Raw genomic sequence first — 18,405 nt, 5'->3', positions numbered from 1 at the left:
TCGGCGGACAAATAACGCGTTACCTGCCCGCCCGTTGGCAACTCAACCCTTACTGGATCTTCTTGGCCTTTTCGAAGGCTTCGTCGATCGTGCCGACCATGTAGAACGCCTGCTCCGGCAGGTGATCGCATTCGCCGCCGACGATCATCTTGAAGCCGCGGATCGTTTCCTTCAGCGGCACGTACTTGCCCGGCGAGCCCGTGAAGACTTCCGCGACGTGGAACGGCTGCGACAGGAAACGCTGGATCTTGCGAGCGCGGGCGACGGTCAGCTTGTCTTCCGGCGACAGTTCGTCCATGCCCAGAATCGCGATGATGTCGCGCAGTTCCTTGTAGCGCTGCAGCGTCTGCTGCACGCCGCGCGTGATCGAGTAGTGCTCTTCGCCGATCACGTTCGGGTCGATCTGGCGCGAGGTCGAGTCGAGCGGGTCGACTGCCGGGTAGATACCCAGCGAGGCGATGTCACGCGACAGCACGACGGTTGCGTCCAGGTGGCCGAAGGTCGTAGCCGGCGACGGGTCGGTCAAGTCGTCCGCAGGGACGTACACGGCCTGAACCGACGTAATCGAGCCCTTCTTGGTCGACGTGATGCGCTCTTGCAGCTTGCCCATTTCTTCAGCCAGCGTCGGCTGATAGCCCACTGCCGACGGCATACGGCCGAGCAGTGCCGACACTTCCGTGCCAGCCAGCGTGAAACGGTAGATGTTGTCGACGAAGAACAGCACGTCGAGGCCTTCGTCACGGAAGTGCTCGGCCATCGTCAGACCGGTCAGCGCGACGCGCAGACGGTTGCCCGGCGGCTCGTTCATCTGGCCGTACACCAGCGCGACCTTGTCGAGAACGTTCGAGTCCTTCATTTCGTGGTAGAAGTCGTTGCCCTCACGGGTACGCTCGCCCACGCCCGCGAACACGGAGAAACCACCGTGTTCCTTGGCGATGTTGTTGATGAGCTCCATCATGTTGACGGTCTTGCCCACGCCGGCACCACCAAACAGACCGACCTTGCCGCCCTTTGCGAACGGGCAGATCAGGTCGATAACCTTGATGCCGGTTTCGAGCAGTTCCGCCGACGGCGACAGCTCGTCGAACGCCGGAGCCTTCTGGTGGATCGAGCGCGTCGTTTCGCTCACGATCGGGCCGGCTTCGTCGATCGGACGGCCGAGCACGTCCATGATGCGGCCGAGGGTCGGCTTGCCGACCGGCACGCGGATGGGGTTGCCCGTGTTCTTGACCACGGTGCCGCGGCGCAGGCCGTCAGCCGAACCCAGACAGATGGTGCGGACAACGCCGTCGCCCAGCTGCTGCTGCACTTCCAGGGTCAGTTCCGACCCTTCGAGAATCAGCGCGTCGTAGATCTTCGGCATGCTCTCGCGCGGGAATTCCACGTCGATCACCGCGCCGATGCACTGTACGATCTTGCCTTCTACCAAAGCAGTTGTACTCATCGATTTTCCTTTAGATACCTGAATTCTTCACTCGCTCACCGGCATACACCGGCGCGGTTTCGCAATCGGTTCGCGCTTGTCGCTTGATCAAACGGCTGCTGCGCCGCCGACGATTTCCGAAAGTTCCTTCGTAATCGCGGCCTGGCGGCTCTTGTTGTACGAGAGCTGCAGTTCGTTGATGACCGTCTTCGCGTTGTCCGACGCCGCCTTCATCGCCACCATACGGGCCGACTGCTCCGAAGCCATGTTCTCCGCCACGGCCTGATAGACCAGGGCTTCGACATAGCGCACCAGCAGCTCGTCCACGACGGTTTGCGCGTCCGGCTCGTAGATGTAGTCCCACGCCGACTTCGGCGTCGTGCCGTCGTCGTTCGCTTCGAGACGCTCGGCCGACAGCGGCAGCAGTTGCTCGATCACAGGCTCCTGCTTCATCGTGTTGACGAAGCGCGTGTACGCGAGGTACACGGCGGAAAGCTTGCCTTCCGAGTACTGGTCGAGCTGCACCTTGATCGCGCCGATCAGCTTTTCGAGGTGCGGCGTGTCGCCGAGTTGGACAACGTTCGAGACGACCTTCGCGCGCAGACGGTTCAGGAAACCGAGGCCCTTGCTGCCGATCGCAGTTGCTTCGATCGACGTGCCGGATGCTTCCAGATCCTTGAACTTCTGCAGCGTCGCGCGCAGCACGTTGGTGTTCATCCCGCCGCACAGACCCTTGTCGGTCGTGACGAGAATCACGCCTGCGACCTTCGCACCGGTGTTTTCCACCATGAACGGGTGGCGGTACTCGGGGTTCGCACGGCTCATGTGCGCAGCGATGTCGCGGACCTTGTCGGCATACGGGCGGGCGGCGCGCATGCGCTCCTGGGCACGGCGCATTTTCGACGCCGCGACCATTTCCATCGCCTTGGTGATCTTGCGCGTGTTTTGCACGCTCTTGATCTTGCCGCGAATTTCCTTCATTCCAGCCATTGCTTTGCTCCTTTGTCGACCCGGGTTAGCGCTTTCGCGCTGACTCGGGTCCCAGTCCGTTTATCGTGATTGATTCCCGGACGGATCAATATGCGCCGGACTTCTTGAAGTCCTTGAGAGCCGCGTGGAGCGCGTTCTCGTCGTCCTTCGACAGGTCCTTCTTGTCCTCGATGCGCGCGACGAGGTCAGCGTGCTTCGACTTCAGGTATTCGCGCAGGCCCTTTTCGAACGGCAGGACGTCCTTGACGTCGATGTCGTCGAGGTAGCCGTTGTTCGCCGAGAACAGCGCAACAGCCAGTTCCCACACTTGCAGCGGCTGATACTGCGGCTGCTTGAGCAGTTCCGTCACGCGGCGGCCGCGCTCGAGCTGCTTGCGGGTCGCTTCGTCGAGGTCCGATGCGAACTGGGCGAATGCCGCCAGTTCACGGTACTGCGCGAGGTCGGTACGGATACCGCCCGACAGCTTCTTCACGACCTTCGTTTGAGCCGCACCACCCACACGCGAGACCGAAACGCCGGCGTTGATTGCCGGACGGATGCCTGCGTTGAAGAGGTCGGTTTCCAGGAAGATCTGGCCGTCGGTAATCGAGATCACGTTCGTCGGAACGAATGCGGTCACGTCGCCGGCTTGCGTTTCGATGATCGGCAGTGCGGTGAGCGAACCCGTCTTGCCCTTCACTTCGCCGTTCGTGAACTTCTCGACGTAGTCGGCCGACACGCGCGCGGCGCGCTCGAGCAGACGCGAGTGGAGATAGAACACGTCGCCGGGGTAAGCTTCACGGCCCGGCGGGCGGCGCAGCAGCAGCGAGATCTGACGGTATGCCCAGGCTTGCTTGGTCAAGTCGTCATAAATGATCAGGGCGTCTTGACCGCGGTCGCGGAAGTATTCGCCCATCGTGCAGCCGGCGTACGGCGCGAGGTACTGCAGCGCGGCCGATTCCGAAGCCGAAGCGGCGACGACGATCGTGTATTCGATCGCGCCCGTTTCTTCGAGCTTGCGCAGCACGTTCTGGATCGACGAAGCCTTCTGACCGATGGCGACGTAGATACAGATGAGGTCCTTGCCCTTCTGGTTGATGATCGTGTCGACGGCCACTGCGGTCTTGCCGCACTGACGGTCGCCGATGATCAGCTCACGCTGGCCACGGCCGATCGGCACCATCGAGTCGATCGACTTCAGACCCGTTTGCACCGGCTGCGACACGCCTTCACGCCAGATCACGCCCGGAGCGATCTTTTCGATCGCGTCGGTCATCTTGGCGTTGACCGGGCCCTTGCCGTCGATCGGGTTGCCGAGCGGGTCGACCACGCGGCCGATCAGTTCGGGGCCAACCGGCACTTCGAGAATGCGGCCCGTCGTCTTGACGATGTCGCCTTCCGAGATGTGCTCGTACTCGCCCAGAATCACCGCGCCGACCGAGTCGCGCTCGAGGTTCAGCGCGAGGCCGAAGGTGTTGCCCGGGAATTCGAGCATTTCGCCCTGCATCACGTCCGACAGGCCGTGGATACGCACGATACCGTCGGTCACGGAGATCACGGTACCCTGATTGCGAACGTCTGCGCTCGCTTCAAGGCCCTGGATCCGGCTCTTGATCAGCTCGCTGATCTCAGAGGGATTGAGTTGCATTATTCGCTCCTGATGTTCAATTCTGTTGCGTGCCAGCCGCCGCGCCCGATATTTGTAATCGGGGCGCTCAGGCGGCCAGAGCCACCTGCATGCTGGCGAGCCGCGCGCGGACCGAGGTATCGAGCACTTCGTCGCCGACCGTGACGCGCACGCCGCCGATCAGCGACTTGTCGACCTCGACCGTCGGCTTCAGCTTGCATTTGAACTTGCGTTCGAGACTGGCCACGAGTTCGTCCAGTTGCGTGCCTTCGAGCGGGAACGCGCTGACGATCACTGCGTCAGCAGCACCTGCCCTGGCGTTCTTGAGCGCTTCGAACTGCGTCTGGATTTCCGGCAGCAGCGCCAGGCGATGATTCTCGATCAGCATCTGCACGAGGTTCCTCACCTCGGCCGATTCCTTGACCGGCGACTTGACCGCCGCGAGCAGCAGCTCGGCGACCTGGGCATGGCTCACCTTCGGGCTCGTCGCGACCGACTGCACCTCGGGCAAGGCCGCAACCTGTGCCAGCTCCGAAACGAGCGTGGACCAGGCGGCGGTGTCACCAGCTTCGGCCACGCCAAACAATGCTTCTGCGTACGGGCGGGCGATGGTTGCAAGTTCGGCCATGATCAGAGCTCGGCTTTCAGTTGATTCAGCAGTTCGGCGTGGGCCGACTGATCGACTTCGCGCTTCAGGATCTGCTCGGCGCCTTGCACAGCGAGAGCTGCGACTTCGGAACGCAGTGCTTCGCGTGCCTTGACGACCTGCTGGTCGGCGTCGGCCTTCGCTTGAGCGATGATGCGTGCCGCTTCGGCGTGTGCCTGGGCCTTGATTTCTTCTGCGACGGCCAGCGCGCGCTTTTCAGCGTCGGCGATACGGCTTTGACCCTCGTTACGGGCCGTGGCGAGCTCTTCGCCGACGCGCTTGTGCGCCGCTTCGAGTTCCGCCTTACCCTTTTCCGCAGCGGCCAGGCCGTCTGCGATCTTCTTCGAGCGCTCGTCGAGGGCGTTGATCAACGGCGGCCACACGAACTTCATCGTGAACCACGCGAGGATCAGGAACACGACCATTTGCGCAAACAGGGTTGCGTTGAGATTCACGGTGTTTCCTTAATCGTTGCTATTCCGGGGAATTGAAACGGCAAGGCGCTCATCGGTTGTGAAACTCGATCAGCGCCTCGTCTCCCGTTCCGCCATGCGCCCACTACCCGTTATAGGTCAGGCGCAACCTTCCAGGGAACTTAGCCCGCGAGCTTCGAGAGCAGCGGGTTAGCGAACGCGAACAGCATTGCAACACCAACGCCAATCAGGAACGCCGCATCGATCAGACCAGCCAGCAGGAACATCTTCGTTTGCAGCGGGTTCATCAGCTCAGGCTGACGTGCGCACGCTTCGATGTACTTGCCACCCATCAGGCCGATACCGATACAGGCGCCGATTGCACCCAGGCCGATGATGATGCCGATACCGATGGCCGTGAAACCCTGGATGTTGGCGATGAAAGCTTGCATGATCACTCCTTATTGAGATTTTCTGGAACTGGGGATTTAAAACTGCAAATCTGGTTTGACGAGCACTTAGTGCTTGTCGTGTGCCTGGCCGATGTACACCAGCGTCAGCATCATGAAAATGAACGCCTGCAGCAGAACGATCAGGATGTGGAAGATCGCCCAGACGCTGCCCGCAATCACGTGGCCGATGAAGCCAAGCACCGTCGTGTCCGCGCCGAAGCTCCACAGACCGCCCAGCAGCGCGATCAGCAGGAACAGCAGCTCGCCTGCATACATGTTGCCGAACAACCGCAGGGCGAGCGAAACCGTCTTGGCGACGAACTCGATGATGTTCAGTGCAAGGTTCGGGATCCACAGGAGCGGATGCGCGCCGAACGGGGCCGAGAGCAGCTCGTGTGCGAAGCCGCCAGGACCCTTGATCTTGAGGTTGTAGTAAATCATCAGCACGAACACGCCGAGCGCGATGCCGAACGTGCCGTTGAGGTCGGCAGTCGGGACGATGCGCTGGTGCGGCAGTGCTTCGGACAGGCCGAGCCAGCCGATCACGCGCGTGGGCAGGTCGACGGGAATGAAGTCGAGCGAGTTCATGAGCGCGACCCAGATGAAGACGGTCAGCGCGAGCGGTGCGATAAATGCGCGGTTGCCATGGACGATGGACTTGGACTGGTCCTCGACCATCTCGACCAGCATTTCGATGGCGCACTGGAAGCGGCCCGGTACGCCCGGGGTCGCCTTGCGCGCAGCGAGGCGCAGGATGAGGATCGTCACGACGCCGCACAGAATCGACCAGAACAGCGTGTCGATGTTCCAGACGCTGAAGTCGACGATCGACGTCTGGTGCGAGGTCGCAAAGTTCTGCAAGTGGTGAGCAATGTACTCGGACGGACCCGGTCCGCTCGTTCCTTCGCTAGCTGCCATATCGTTAGAGCCACCCAAATTGTCGAAAATCGTTTTCGGCCGTTCCCGCCGCAATACTGTATTGCGGGAACGCGCCGCCGTGGATCGTGTCTTATCTACTTCGCATCGGCCAGCTAACTTCCACCATCATCGCTTCGACGCCTTGACTTGAGGCGGCGCGATGTGGGTGGGTCAGCGCCACGCGAGCGCGATCCAGTATGTCTTTAGTGCGATCAGGTACGTGACGAGCAGCGGAATCCACAGCACGTCGTGATACCAGAACGCGATGGCGACGAACATCGCAATCGTCGCCCCCATCTTGAAGGCTTCACCGAGCATCCAGTTAAATACGGTGCCCGCCCTGCTCAACTGCTTCAGGCGCGCCGCGAACAGCGCACCGGGTAACCAGCAGATCGCTCCGCCCAGGAAGGCCGACAACGCAGCACTGCCCGGCGGCTTATAAAACAGCCACCACGCCAACGTTGCAACCAGGGACAAAACCACTTGCGCCGCGACGACACGAAACGGCGTGACGCGCGATGGGCGACTCACCTGTGCGCCGAAGATCTGCTCGGCTTCGGCCCGGGTGAGCGGAACGATGTCGTTGTTATCTTGCTGGCTGGCGTCCAGCTCATCCCAGCGCGCGTTGTGATCCGCTTTGGAAACAACGCGTCCGGAATTTTTTGCCGCTACACCCTGCCCCCGGCTGGATGCTCCGACTGCGCCCGGCGGTACATCGGGCCCTTCATGCGCTTGCGGCGCTTCATCTGGCCTCTGACCCACCATCGCTTTATTCCGGAAATTCGCCTTGCACGCGTTTTATTACAGCGCACTTACGGCATCGCCAACCAAATAAATCCGGGCGATTGTAAGCGATAGTTGCAGGCAATTCAAGACTTTAGGCCCTTCAATAACACCCGTGAAATGCGACTTCATGATGCGGAAAACTCAGCGCCGCGAGGGTGTGACCGGTAACTGTAAGGGGCGTAGCAGGCAAGGCGCAATCATCAGGATGACCAGGTAATTTTGAGGCCATCTGGCGCGCAACCCGGGCTATGCGCCAGGATGTGGGACGGGGTGCCGTCAGAACAGATGCAGCAGCAGCGCGCCGCCCAAAAAGGCCACGATCCAGAACGGCACGGCGATCAGGTGAAACAGCATCCACACGCCGCGCTGGCCGGACAGACGCACGGCGATGAGATTCGCCAGCGAGCCGATGGCGACCCCGAAGCCGCCCACGCTCACGCCAAACGCGAGCGCGCGCCAGTCGTGCGTGAAGCCCGCGAGCACAATGGCGGCCGGAACATTGCTAATAACTTGCGACAGCACCGCGCCTGCGGCAAAGGCGCGCATCGGCGTTTGCAGCGACAGCGACGTCAGCGCGTGATGGATAGCGGGCAGCGCGGCCACGCTGCGCAGGACGATGAACATCAGCACGAAGATCAGCAGCAGCAGCCAGTCGATCTTGAGCACGATGCGAATGCGCCAGATCACGAAGCCCGCGGCGACGGCGGCCAGCGCGACGCCTGCGTGATGTGCATCGGCGAGCAGCACGAACGCGACGAAGAGCAGGGCCGCCACGCTCGCCAATGCGCGATCGACGCGCTGCGGCGCGGCGTCTTTCGAGAGATCGAGCGGTGTGGCCTTGAAAAGAAACGCGGAGAGCAGGATGAGCATCGCCATGAGCAACGCGCAAAGCGGCGAGAGCCCCACGACGAAGTGTCCGAACGAGACCCCGCTCACCTGCCAGAGAAACAGGTTCTGCGGGTTGCCGAGCGGCGTGAGCACCGAACCCGCGTTCACGGCAAGCGCGATGACGATCACGAGCCGTTTGAGCGGCAGCGGCGTGAGCTTGTGCAGCGACAGCACGAGCGGCACCACGACGAAAAGCGCCACATCGTTGGTCACGATCATCGCCAGCACCGCGGCCAGCGCGACGAGCAGCAACGCGAGCCCGCGCTCCGAGTGAATGTGGTGGACGAGCTTGTGCGCGAGCCAGGTCAGCAGTCCTGAATATTCGATACCCTTCGTCAGAATGAGTAGGCCCGCGAGGGTCATCACCGTTTGCCAGTCGACGAGTGCGGGCAGCGAGGCGATGGGACGAGGCGCGTAAATCTGCAACGCCACGAACGCCACGACGAGGATCGCGAGCACCGGCTCCGAAACGGCGAATGCACCGATGCGGCGCAACAGGCTCAAGGGCTCACGCGCGCCCTGCTCCGATTCGCGCACCGGCTTTATGCGCCGGCGCGTGCGTTAGCCACGGCGGCGCGCATCGTGCCCATCGTGCCCATCACGCCGCCGTCTCGCCGCGCAGGCGCAGCAGGATGCCGTCGAGCGCGTCGAGGTCGCCGAAGTCGACCGTGAGCTGCCCTCGCCCGCGTCGGCCAAGCTTGATCTTCACCGATGCGGCGAGCAGGTCCGACAACTCCTCTTCGAGGCGGCGCGTGTCGCGCCCGCCGTCGTGCGCGGCCTTCGCCTTCACCGCCGGTGCGGCCTTCGTGGTGGCCGAAACGAGTTTTTCCGTTTCACGCACCGACATCCGCTTGTTGACTACCTGGTTGGCGAGCTGGATCTGCGTGGCGGCATCCACGGCGAGCAACGCGCGGGCGTGGCCCATGTCGAGATCGCCGGCCAGCAGCATGGTCTGCACGGGCGCCGCGAGGTTGAGCAGACGCAGCAGGTTCGACACCGCGCTGCGCGAGCGTCCCACCGACTCGGCCGCCTGCTCGTGCGTGAAGCTGAACTCGTCGAGCAGGCGCTGGATGCCCTGCGCCTCTTCCAGCGGATTCAGGTCCTCGCGCTGGATGTTCTCGATCAGCGCCATCGCGGCGGCGGCCTGGTCGGGCACGTCCTTCACGAGCACCGGCACTTCGGTCAGGCCGGCGATGTGCGCAGCACGGAAGCGTCGCTCGCCCGCGATGATTTCGTAGCGCCCCGTCGCAACCGGGCGCACGAGAATCGGTTGCATCAGACCCTGCGCTCGAATGCTCGCGGCCAGTTCCTGGAGCGCGCCCTCGTCCATGCGCGTGCGCGGCTGGTACTTGCCGGCCTGCATCTGCGTCAGCGGCAGCGTGTTGGGCGCGCCGTCGATCTTCACCGCCTCGGTGATGTCCGCGCTGCCGCCGAGCAATGCCTCCAGCCCCCGGCCCAGCCCCTTCTTCCGTGCTACTGCATTCATCGTGCTTCCCCAGTCTCGTCAGAGTGCGCGCACGCGCTCGATCATTTCCGCGCCGAACTGCACGTAGGCCTGTGCGCCGCGCGAGGCGCGATCGAACACCACACCCGGCAAGCCGTAGCTGGGTGCTTCGGCGAGGCGGACGTTGCGCGGGATCACGGCGTCAAAGACCTTGTCGCCGAAGTGCTCTTTCAACTGCTCGGAAACCTGCTGCTGCAGCGTGATGCGCGGGTCGAACATCACGCGCAGAAGGCCGATCACCTTCAGGTCGCGATTCATGTTCGCGTGGACCTGCTTGATCGTATTGATGAGATCCGAAAGGCCTTCGAGCGCGAAGTATTCGCACTGCATCGGGATCACCACGCCATGGGCGGCACACAAGCCGTTGAGCGTGAGCAGCGAAAGCGCCGGCGGGCAGTCGATGAGTACGAAGTCGTAGTCGGCGTCGACTTCGGCGAGCGCAGCCTTCAGGCGCCGCTCGCGCTGTTCGACCGTCACCAGTTCGACCTCGGCGCCGGCCAGCTCGCGATTGGCCGGCAGCACGTCGTAGCCGACCTGCTCCGGCCGCGTGCGCGCGGCGTTCACCGTGACGCCGTCGACGAGCACCTCGTACACCGTGTTCTCGCACGCGGCCTTGTCGATGCCGCTGCCCATCGTGGCGTTGCCCTGTGGGTCGAGGTCGATGAGAAGGACACGTTGTCCCTGCGATGCGAGGCTCGCGGCGAGATTGACCGTTGTCGTCGTCTTGCCGACGCCGCCCTTCTGGTTCGCAACGCAGAAGATTTTTGCCATCTTTTGTGTGTCCCTTTTACTGCCTTAAGTAGTTTGCTGACGTTATGACGCAACTGCTTCGCGCACCATTCGGCCGATTGGCCATCGCAGGACCGGTTCAGGCCGCTGCGACCGACTCAACCGACACTTCGATCAAGTGGCGCTCCGCATCGAGCATCGGCACGCTCAGGCGGATTGTATTCAGCGCCCGGGTGCCCGCCGGCAGGCGCTCGATCTCGCCTTCGGGGTGCACACCCTTCATGGCCCAGATCGCGCCACCGTCGGCAACGAGATGACGGGCCAGTGTAACGAAATCGGCGAGATCCGCGAATGCCCGAGACACGATCAAATCGAATTTTTTCGGTACTTCGACGCCGGGACGCAGCGATTCGACCCGGCCGGTCACCACCGAGAGGTTCGCGAGTCCGAGTTCAGCCTTCGCCTGCGACTGGAACGCCGACTTCTTCTGCACGATATCGTTGAGCGTGACCTGCCAGTCCGGGCGCACAATTGCGAGCACGATGCCGGGCAGTCCACCGCCGGAGCCGACATCGAGCACCGTTGCTTCGGCGCGCGTCGGCAGATGCGGCACGATCGAGAGCGAATCGAGAATATGCTGGATCAACATCTGACGCGGATCGCGGATCGCCGTGAGGTTATACACGGCGTTCCACTTCGCGAGCAGCGTAACGTAGTCGAGCAACTGCTCGTGCTGCCGTTCGCTGAGTTCGACACCCAGTGCCTCGGCGCCCTCTTTCAGCAGACGAGCCAGCGCGTCGCGGTCCGCAATACCGGGTTGCCTCGAGCGGCCCGTCATTGCGCCACCGGCGTCGAGTCGGTGCCGCTTTCGTCAGCAACGCCTGGATTCTGGCGACGGCGGCCGAGGCCACGCTTGAGGTGCACCATCAGCAATGAAATAGCGGCGGGCGTAATGCCCGAAATGCGCGACGCCTGGCCGATCGTCTCAGGGCGGAACTGGCTCAGCTTCTGGCGCGCTTCGAACGAAAGACCGCGCACTTCCGCGTAGTCGATGCCTTCGGGCAGACGGGTATTTTCTTGTGCGCCATTGCGCTCGATCTCGTCGGCCTGGCGATCGATATAGCCCTGATATTTGATGCCGATTTCGATCTGCTCCTTGATTTGGGCGAGCAGCACCTCGTCGTCGGCGAGCGGAGTTTCCGGCGCGCAAGCGCCTTCGCGCAGACCGCACACGCCGTCGTAACTCACGCCCGGGCGGCGCAGCAGGTCCGCAAGGTTGTATTCGCGGTCGATCGACTTGCCAAGCAGTGCCGTCGCTTCTTCAGCCGAAAGCGTCTTGGGGTTCACCCACGTCGACTTCAGACGCTCTGTTTCACGTGAAACAGTATCGCGCTTGCGGCAGAACGCGTCCCAACGAACGTCATCAATCACACCCAGCTCGCGACCGATCTCCGTCAGACGCATATCCGCGTTGTCTTCACGCAGGCTCAAGCGGTATTCGGCTCGGCTCGTGAACATGCGATACGGCTCGGAAACACCACGCGTCACCAGATCGTCGACCAGCACGCCGAGGTACGCCTGATCGCGGCGCGGGCACCATGCGTCCTTGCCCTGCACCTGCAGGCCTGCGTTCATGCCGGCGAGCAAGCCCTGTGCTGCCGCCTCTTCATAGCCTGTGGTGCCGTTGATCTGGCCCGCAAAAAACAAGCCGTTGATGACCTTGGTTTCGAGCGAAGCCTTGAGGCCGCGCGGGTCGAAGTAGTCATATTCGATCGCGTAGCCCGGACGCAGGATGTGCGCGTGCTCGAGGCCGCGCATCGAGTGCACGAGCTCGAGCTGCACATCGAACGGCAGGCTCGTGGAGATGCCGTTCGGGTAGAACTCGTTCGTCGTCAGGCCTTCCGGTTCGAGGAAGATCTGATGCGACTCCTTCGACGCGAAGCGATGAATCTTGTCCTCGATCGACGGGCAATAGCGCGGTCCTACCCCTTCGATCACGCCCGTGTACATCGGCGAGCGGTCGAGACCGCCGCGGATAATGTCGTGGGTGCGCTCGTTCGTGTGCGTGACCCAGCACGGAATCTGGCGCGGATGCTGCTCGGCGCGGCCGAGAAACGAGAACACCGGCACCGGATCGAGGTCGCCCGGCTGCTCTTCGAGCACCGAGAAGTCGATCGTGCGGCCGTCGATACGCGGCGGCGTGCCCGTCTTGAGGCGGCCCTGCGGCAGCTTCAGCTCTTTCAGGCGCGACGAGAGCGTCACGGCAGCAGGGTCGCCAGCGCGGCCGCCCGTGTAGTTGTTCAGGCCCACGTGGATCTTGCCGTCGAGGAACGTCCCCGCCGTCAGCACGACTGCCCGGCTGCGGAAGCGGATGCCCACCTGCGTGACGGCGCCCACGACGCGGTCGCCTTCGACCATCAAGTCTTCCACGGCCTGCTGGAACAGCCACAGATTCGGCTGATTCTCGAGGCGACGGCGGATCGCCGCCTTATAAAGAATGCGGTCGGCCTGTGCGCGCGTCGCCCGAACTGCCGGGCCCTTGGACGAATTGAGGATGCGGAACTGGATCCCGCCCTCGTCCGTCGCCGCGGCCATGGCGCCGCCGAGCGCATCGACTTCCTTGACCAGGTGGCCCTTGCCAATGCCGCCAATCGACGGATTGCAGCTCATCTGGCCGAGCGTTTCGATGTTGTGCGTGAGCAGGAGCGTCTTGACGCCCATGCGGGCGGCGGCAAGCGCAGCCTCGGTTCCGGCGTGACCGCCGCCGACGACGATTACGTCAAACTCTGTGGGATAAAGCATGGCGGGACCTCACGCATGGACGGAAACGACCGCGTGAACCTTCTCAGAAAAAAATGGTATCCGCGAATTATAACGGTTTCGGGTTTTCGGCCGTTCACACCCGAATTTTGTTCCCGGACGCGGCCCGTGTTGAACAAAAAAAAAGCGGCGTGTTTCACGTGAAACACACCGCTCATTTCTACAGCAATAGACGAAGTCAGACCGGCTTCTTGGCCAACCCGAGATACGTTTCGATCACGCGTGGGTTCTGCGCCAACTCCCCTGCTGGCCCTTCGAGCGCCAGGTCGCCGGTTTCCAGCACGTAGCCGTAATCGGAAATCTGCAGCGCGGCGCGCGCGTTCTGCTCGATGAGCAGCGTCGCGACGCCGGTTTGCCTCAGCGCACTGATGATGTGGAAGATTTCCTTCACGATCAGCGGCGCGAGACCCAGGCTCGGCTCGTCGAGCATCAGCAGATCGGGCTTGCCCATCAATGCGCGGCCGACTGCAAGCATCTGCCGCTCGCCGCCCGAGAGCGTACCGGCCGCCTGCGCCCGGCGCTCCTTCAAGCGCGGAAACAGCGCGAAAACCGGATCGAGCTGATCGAGGAAATTACGCTCACCGGCGCGCTTGCGGCGGTATGCGCCGAGCACGAGGTTGTCCTCCACCGTCATCGAGGCGAACAGCTCACGCTTTTCCGGCACGAGACACATGCCGCGCGCCACGCGCCGCTCGATCGGCAGCTCGCCGATCTCTTCGCCCATATAAGCGATGCGGCCACTCGCGTGCCCCGTCACGGGCAGCGCGCCCATGATGGCGTTGAGCAGCGTGGACTTGCCCGCGCCGTTCGGACCGATCACGGAGACGATCTGCCCCGTGCCCACCTTGATCGCCGCCTTGTGCAGCGCCTCGATCTTGCCGTAGCGAACCGCGAGTCCGGAAACTTCCAGTACGGGAGTCGTCATCATTCCACCCCGCCCAGATATGCTTCGAGCACCGCCGGGTCCTTCTGCACCTCTTCCGGCAGACCTTCTGCGATGCGCGTACCGAACTCCATCACCACCAGGCGGTCGGTGAGATTCATCACGAAATCCATGTCGTGTTCGACCAGCAGCACGCTCATCCCCTCTTCTCTCAGCTTGCGCAGCAATGCCGCCAACTGTTGCTTTTCCTTGTAACGCAGGCCCGCCGCCGGCTCGTCGAGCAGCAGCAAGGTCGGATCGCAGCACAGCGCGCGTGCAATCTCCAGGATGCGTTGCTGGCCGAGCGCAAGGCTGCCCGCTTCGTCATACATATGCTGCTCGAGCCCCACGCGGCGGATCTGCTTCGCCGCCTCGCTCATGAGCCGCCCTTCTTCCGTTGCATTGAGCTTGGCGACGCTGCGCAGCACGCCCGCATGACCCCGCAGGTGTGCGCCGATAGCGACGTTCTCGAGCACCGTCATCGTCGGCAGCAACTTGACGTGCTGGAACGTGCGGCCAATGCCGCGCGCGACGATTTCACGTGAAGTGAGGCGATCGATGCGCTCGCCGCGGAACGTGATCTCGCCGCTGGTCGGTTGGAGCACGCCGGTCACGAGATTGAAGGTCGTCGACTTGCCCGCGCCGTTGGGACCGATCAGGCCGATGATCTGCCCCGCCTTCACTTCGAAGCTCACGTCGTTCACGGCCACGAGGCCGCCGAACTGCTTGCGCGCCTTGTTCACGGTAAGCAGCATTTCGCCGGTGGTCGGCTTGCTGCGCTGCGGCAAAGCCTCGGCGTGCTCGGGCACATGCGCCCGCGGACCGCGCGGGAAGAAGCGCGCCACGAACGGCCAGACGCCGCGGCGAGCGTATTGCAGCAGCAGCACCATCAGAATGCCGAACACGATGATCTCGAAGTTGCCGTTCTCGCCGAGCAGCTTCGGCAGCAGCGTTTGCAGCCAGTCCTGCAGCACGGTGAGAATCGCCGCGCCCAGCACCGCGCCCCAGACGTGCGCCACGCCGCCCACCACGGCCATAAAGAGATACTCGATGCCGTGATTCAGACCGAACGGCGTCGGGTTCACCGCACGCTGCAGATGCGCGTACAGGAAGCCCGAAACGGCCGCGAGCACGGCCGCATAGACGAAGATCACCACACGCATCCAGCCGGTGTTCACGCCCATGGCCTCGGCCATCAAGCCGCCGCCGCGCAGCGCGCGAATCGCCCGCCCCATGCGGCTATTAAGCAGGTTCTGAACCGACACTACGGACGCTAGCACCACGACCCAGATCAGGTAGTAGATATGGCGGCCCGATTCGAGGTCGATGCCCAGCACGTTCAGCACGGGAATGCCGTTGATGCCGTCGTACTTGCCAAGCATGTCGAGGTTGCCGAACAGGAAGAACAGCGCGAGGCCCCAGGCGATCGTGCCGAGCGGCAGGAAGTGGCCCGACAGACGCATCGTCACGAGCCCCAGAACGAGCGCCACGAGCCCCGTGATCACCACGCCGACGATCAGCGCGAGCCACGGCGAAACGCCGTACTGCGTCGTCAGATAGGCGGTCGCGTAAGCACCGAGCCCGACGAACGCGGCCTGCCCGAAGCTCGTCATTCCGCCGATGCCGGTGAGCAGCACGAGCCCGATCGCGACGATCGAATACAGGCCGATGTAGTTGAGCAGCGTGATCCAGTACTCGGGCACGTGCACCGGATGCGGCAGCACCGGCAACGCGAACATCACCACGAGGAACAGCCAGAAGAAGCGGTTGTGCATGACGAATCGTTTCATCGCGTCACTCCTCTTCCTCTTCGGCGTGCGGCGTCGAGAGCGAGCGCCACAGCAGCACGGGGATGATCAGCGTGAACACGATCACTTCCTTGTAAGAGCTCGCCCAGAACGACGAGTACGACTCCAGCAGGCCCACGAACACAGAACCTGCCGCAGCCAGCGGATAGCTCACCAGGCCGCCGATAATGGCGCCCACGAAGCCCTTGAGGCCGATCAGGAAGCCCGAGTCGTAGTAGATGGTGGTGAGCGGCGAGACGAGAATGCCGCACAGCGCGCCGAGGCCTGCGGCGAGCGTGAACGCAAGCCGGCCGGCCTGCGTGGTGCCGATGCCGACGAGCCGCGCACCGAGCCGGTTCACCGAGGTCGCGCGCAGCGCCTTGCCCGAAATCGTGCGATCGAAATAGAGATACAGCGCGACGATCAGCACGGCGGCCGTGCCGATCACCCAGAGGCTTTGGCCCGAGATCGACAGGCTGCCGATGTTGAACGTGGCGTCGGAAAACGCGTTCGTGCGCGAACCTTCCGCGCCGAACATCACGAGCCCGAGGCCTACCATCGCGAAGTGCACGGCCACCGCGACGATCAGCAGCAGCAGCGTGGTCGCCTCGGCGATGGGCTCGTACGCGAGGCGATAGATGAACGGCCCCATCGGTACGACGATCGCGAGCGTGAGCGCGATCTGTACGAGCATGGGTAGCTGCTGGCTCGCTACGCCGCGCGTCACCGCATAGAGCGCGATGGGAAAGAGCAGATACTTGCCCGCAAGCGTCACGAGTGTGCGCGCTGCATGGCGCCTGCGTTCGGCGTGACGCACGAGTCCGGCGGTCTCGACCACGAAGCACGCCGCGCCGAGCGCGACGAGCAGCCAGCAGGTGGCCGGAAACTTCTGCGATTGCAGCGCGGCGAGCGTGAGCGCGCCATATGAAACGAATTCGCCCTGCGGAATGAAGATCACCCGCGTGACGGAGAACACCAGCACCAGGGCGAGCGCTAGCAGCGCATAGATCGCACCGGTGGTGATGCCGTCCTGCGCGAGGATCGCGGCGATCGATAAATCCATACTCCCCTCTTCCTGAAACTTTCTGGAACCCGGAAAAACTAAGACGTCGAAACAACGGCAATGCTGGCGTGAGTGAACCGTCACAGGCGCGGTTCGGACTTCATGTTCGAAAAGCCGGTGCGCAGCGACGACGCCGCACACCGCTCATGCTTGATCTCGCTTGATCTTGCTTGATCTCGATTGTCAGTGGCCAGAATGACGCCGTGACACGCGCGTGGGTTTCACGGGAAAGCGCGCGGCGCTTTCCCGTGCGCCGCACGTTATTCGCCCTGCAGCTTCCACTTGTTGTTGACGATCTCGACGATCACGCGCGCGCGCTGGTCGAGGCCCGCATGATCCGTCGCGCTCATGTTGAAGATGCCGTGCGCGCCCGCCACGTCCTGCGAGCTTTCGAGCGCGGCGCGCAGCGCCACGCGGAACGCCTCGGTGCCCGGCTGGCCTGCCTTCAGCGCGACCGGAATGGCGCGCTGGAGCAGCTGCCCAGCGTCCCACGCATGACCGCCGAAGGTCGCCACCGTGCCGACGCCATAGGCCTTCTCATAGGCCGTCTTGTAGGCCAGCGCCGACTTCTTCACGGGGTTCGAATCGGGCAGCTGGTCGGCCACCAGAATCGGGCCTGCGGGCAGCAGCTCGCCTTCGCAGTCCTTGCCGCAGACGCGCAGGAAGTCGTTGTTCGCCACGCCGTGCGTCTGATAGATCTTGCCTTTGTAGCCGCGATCCTTGAGCGTGGTCGCGGGCAGCGCCGCGGGCGTGCCCGAGCCGGCGATCAGGATCGCATCGGGGTTCGCCGACATCAGCTTGAGCGCCTGGCCCGTCACCGACGAGTCGGTGCGGTTATAGCGCTCGTTCGCCACGATCTTGAGGTTGTGCTTTCCGGCCGCGCTGGTGAATTCCTTGAGCCAGCTGTCGCCGTAGGCGTCGGTGAAGCCGATGAAGCCCACCGTCTTCACGCCCTGCTTCTCCATGTAGCTCGCGAGCGCGTCGGCCATCAGGCTGTCGTTCTGCGGTGTCTTGAAAGCCCACTGGCGCTTCCCCTCGACCGGTTCGACGATCGCAGCGGACGCGGCGAGCGAGATCATCGGCGTCTTGCCCTGCGCGACGACGTCGAGCATGGCGAGCGAGTTCGGCGTGACCGACGAACCGATGATCGCGTCCACGTGGTCTTCGTCGATCAGCTTGTGCGTGTTCTGCACGGCCTTGCTCGTGTCCGAGGCGTCGTCGAGCACGATGTACTGCACGCTCTTGCCTGCAATCTCCTTGGGCAGCAGCGCGATGGTGTTCTTCTCGGGAATGCCGAGCGACGCGGCCGGCCCCGTTGCCGAGAGCGTCACGCCAATCTTCACCTGCGCGGCGGCGATGCCCGCCGTGCCCATCAGCGCCGCTGCGAGTCCGGCACTAATCGAGCTCAAAACCCACTTCTTCGTTTTCATTGCGCGTCTCCAAACGCTTCGTCTGCGT

General features: G+C 63.2%; 17 protein-coding genes. All 17 read right to left on the bottom strand.

All coding sequences use genetic code 11. From position 1 onward, the window contains the following. Positions 1-49: 49 nt before the first annotated feature. The 17 genes from atpD to AB4Y40_RS21745 all read right to left on the bottom strand — a co-directional run bounded on the left by atpD (position 50) and on the right by AB4Y40_RS21745 (position 18,377). Positions 50-1,444, bottom strand: coding sequence for a F0F1 ATP synthase subunit beta (gene atpD / locus AB4Y40_RS21825; RefSeq protein ID WP_321922700.1), 1,395 nt, complete (start codon positions 1,442-1,444; stop codon positions 50-52). A gap of 87 nt (positions 1,445-1,531) precedes the next feature. Continuing rightward, positions 1,532-2,413, bottom strand: a complete 882-nt coding sequence (gene atpG / locus AB4Y40_RS21820; RefSeq protein ID WP_028203312.1) for a F0F1 ATP synthase subunit gamma — start codon at positions 2,411-2,413, stop codon at positions 1,532-1,534. Between the two features lie 85 nt (positions 2,414-2,498). After that, positions 2,499-4,040 carry a F0F1 ATP synthase subunit alpha gene (gene atpA, locus AB4Y40_RS21815; protein WP_069264448.1) on the bottom strand — a complete coding sequence of 514 codons (1,542 nt, stop codon included), beginning with the start codon at positions 4,038-4,040 and terminating at the stop codon, positions 2,499-2,501. A 67-nt stretch (positions 4,041-4,107) separates the two neighbouring features. Then, complete coding sequence (locus AB4Y40_RS21810; protein ID WP_368689528.1) at positions 4,108-4,647, bottom strand: F0F1 ATP synthase subunit delta; 540 nt, start codon at positions 4,645-4,647, stop codon at positions 4,108-4,110. A gap of 2 nt (positions 4,648-4,649) precedes the next feature. Continuing rightward, entirely contained in the window at positions 4,650-5,120 is a 471-nt protein-coding gene (locus tag AB4Y40_RS21805) for a F0F1 ATP synthase subunit B (protein WP_133183351.1), read from the bottom strand. A gap of 140 nt (positions 5,121-5,260) precedes the next feature. Beyond that, positions 5,261-5,530, bottom strand: a complete 270-nt coding sequence (gene atpE, locus AB4Y40_RS21800) for a F0F1 ATP synthase subunit C (RefSeq protein WP_028203308.1) — start codon at positions 5,528-5,530, stop codon at positions 5,261-5,263. Between the two features lie 66 nt (positions 5,531-5,596). After that, positions 5,597-6,448, bottom strand: a complete 852-nt coding sequence (atpB, locus tag AB4Y40_RS21795) for a F0F1 ATP synthase subunit A (RefSeq protein ID WP_069264450.1) — start codon at positions 6,446-6,448, stop codon at positions 5,597-5,599. A 171-nt stretch (positions 6,449-6,619) separates the two neighbouring features. Next, on the bottom strand, positions 6,620-7,213 hold the full coding sequence (locus AB4Y40_RS21790) for an ATP synthase subunit I (RefSeq protein ID WP_368689527.1): 594 nt from the start codon (positions 7,211-7,213) through the stop codon (positions 6,620-6,622). Positions 7,214-7,510: 297 nt separating this feature from the next. Then, the gene (locus AB4Y40_RS21785) at positions 7,511-8,626 is read right to left on the bottom strand and encodes an SLC13 family permease (protein ID WP_368689584.1); all 1,116 of its coding nucleotides are present in this window, start codon (positions 8,624-8,626) and stop codon (positions 7,511-7,513) included. A 94-nt stretch (positions 8,627-8,720) separates the two neighbouring features. Then, positions 8,721-9,608, bottom strand: a complete 888-nt coding sequence (locus AB4Y40_RS21780; protein ID WP_368689526.1) for a ParB/RepB/Spo0J family partition protein — start codon at positions 9,606-9,608, stop codon at positions 8,721-8,723. 18 nt (positions 9,609-9,626) lie between these two features. After that, a complete protein-coding gene (locus AB4Y40_RS21775; RefSeq protein WP_069264452.1) occupies positions 9,627-10,397 on the bottom strand; it encodes a ParA family protein in 771 nt (256 codons plus the stop codon). 97 nt (positions 10,398-10,494) lie between these two features. Then, positions 10,495-11,193: a 16S rRNA (guanine(527)-N(7))-methyltransferase RsmG gene (gene rsmG / locus AB4Y40_RS21770; protein ID WP_368689525.1), complete on the bottom strand. Its 699-nt coding sequence runs from the start codon at positions 11,191-11,193 to the stop codon at positions 10,495-10,497. Next, the gene (mnmG, locus tag AB4Y40_RS21765) at positions 11,190-13,157 is read right to left on the bottom strand and encodes a tRNA uridine-5-carboxymethylaminomethyl(34) synthesis enzyme MnmG (RefSeq protein ID WP_368689524.1); all 1,968 of its coding nucleotides are present in this window, start codon (positions 13,155-13,157) and stop codon (positions 11,190-11,192) included. Before mnmG ends, rsmG begins: the two co-directional genes overlap by 4 nt. A gap of 196 nt (positions 13,158-13,353) precedes the next feature. Then, a complete protein-coding gene (locus AB4Y40_RS21760; RefSeq protein WP_368689523.1) occupies positions 13,354-14,103 on the bottom strand; it encodes an ABC transporter ATP-binding protein in 750 nt (249 codons plus the stop codon). After that, entirely contained in the window at positions 14,100-15,887 is a 1,788-nt protein-coding gene (locus tag AB4Y40_RS21755; protein ID WP_368689522.1) for an ATP-binding cassette domain-containing protein, read from the bottom strand. Before AB4Y40_RS21755 ends, AB4Y40_RS21760 begins: the two co-directional genes overlap by 4 nt. Before the next feature lie 4 nt (positions 15,888-15,891). Next, positions 15,892-16,947, bottom strand: a complete 1,056-nt coding sequence (locus tag AB4Y40_RS21750; RefSeq protein WP_368689521.1) for a branched-chain amino acid ABC transporter permease — start codon at positions 16,945-16,947, stop codon at positions 15,892-15,894. Between the two features lie 260 nt (positions 16,948-17,207). Then, positions 17,208-18,377 (bottom strand): ABC transporter substrate-binding protein, encoded by a 1,170-nt coding sequence (locus tag AB4Y40_RS21745; RefSeq protein WP_368689520.1) that lies wholly within the window; start codon positions 18,375-18,377, stop codon positions 17,208-17,210. Positions 18,378-18,405: the final 28 nt, after the last annotated feature.

This window comes from Paraburkholderia sp. EG287B, assembly GCF_040965595.1.
Classification (GTDB): Bacteria; Pseudomonadota; Gammaproteobacteria; order Burkholderiales; family Burkholderiaceae; genus Paraburkholderia.
This window is presented reverse-complemented; position numbering and strand designations above follow the sequence as displayed.

Excerpts from the sequence above, each read along its gene's own strand:
- rsmG (WP_368689525.1), bottom strand. The coding sequence starts at position 11,193 with ATGACGGGCCGCTCGAGGCAACCCGGTATTGCGGACCGCGACGCGCTG.
- atpA (WP_069264448.1), bottom strand. The coding sequence starts at position 4,040 with ATGCAACTCAATCCCTCTGAGATCAGCGAGCTGATCAAGAGCCGGATC.
- AB4Y40_RS21745 (WP_368689520.1), bottom strand. The coding sequence starts at position 18,377 with ATGAAAACGAAGAAGTGGGTTTTGAGCTCGATTAGTGCCGGACTCGCA.
- AB4Y40_RS21760 (WP_368689523.1), bottom strand. The coding sequence starts at position 14,103 with ATGATGACGACTCCCGTACTGGAAGTTTCCGGACTCGCGGTTCGCTAC.
- atpG (WP_028203312.1), bottom strand. The coding sequence starts at position 2,413 with ATGGCTGGAATGAAGGAAATTCGCGGCAAGATCAAGAGCGTGCAAAAC.
- mnmG (WP_368689524.1), bottom strand. The coding sequence starts at position 13,157 with ATGCTTTATCCCACAGAGTTTGACGTAATCGTCGTCGGCGGCGGTCAC.
- atpD (WP_321922700.1), bottom strand. The coding sequence starts at position 1,444 with ATGAGTACAACTGCTTTGGTAGAAGGCAAGATCGTACAGTGCATCGGC.
- atpB (WP_069264450.1), bottom strand. The coding sequence starts at position 6,448 with ATGGCAGCTAGCGAAGGAACGAGCGGACCGGGTCCGTCCGAGTACATT.
- atpE (WP_028203308.1), bottom strand. The coding sequence starts at position 5,530 with ATGCAAGCTTTCATCGCCAACATCCAGGGTTTCACGGCCATCGGTATC.
- AB4Y40_RS21780 (WP_368689526.1), bottom strand. The coding sequence starts at position 9,608 with ATGAATGCAGTAGCACGGAAGAAGGGGCTGGGCCGGGGGCTGGAGGCA.
- AB4Y40_RS21750 (WP_368689521.1), bottom strand. The coding sequence starts at position 16,947 with ATGGATTTATCGATCGCCGCGATCCTCGCGCAGGACGGCATCACCACC.
- AB4Y40_RS21810 (WP_368689528.1), bottom strand. The coding sequence starts at position 4,647 with ATGGCCGAACTTGCAACCATCGCCCGCCCGTACGCAGAAGCATTGTTT.
- AB4Y40_RS21755 (WP_368689522.1), bottom strand. The coding sequence starts at position 15,887 with ATGAAACGATTCGTCATGCACAACCGCTTCTTCTGGCTGTTCCTCGTG.
- AB4Y40_RS21790 (WP_368689527.1), bottom strand. The coding sequence starts at position 7,213 with ATGGTGGGTCAGAGGCCAGATGAAGCGCCGCAAGCGCATGAAGGGCCC.
- AB4Y40_RS21775 (WP_069264452.1), bottom strand. The coding sequence starts at position 10,397 with ATGGCAAAAATCTTCTGCGTTGCGAACCAGAAGGGCGGCGTCGGCAAG.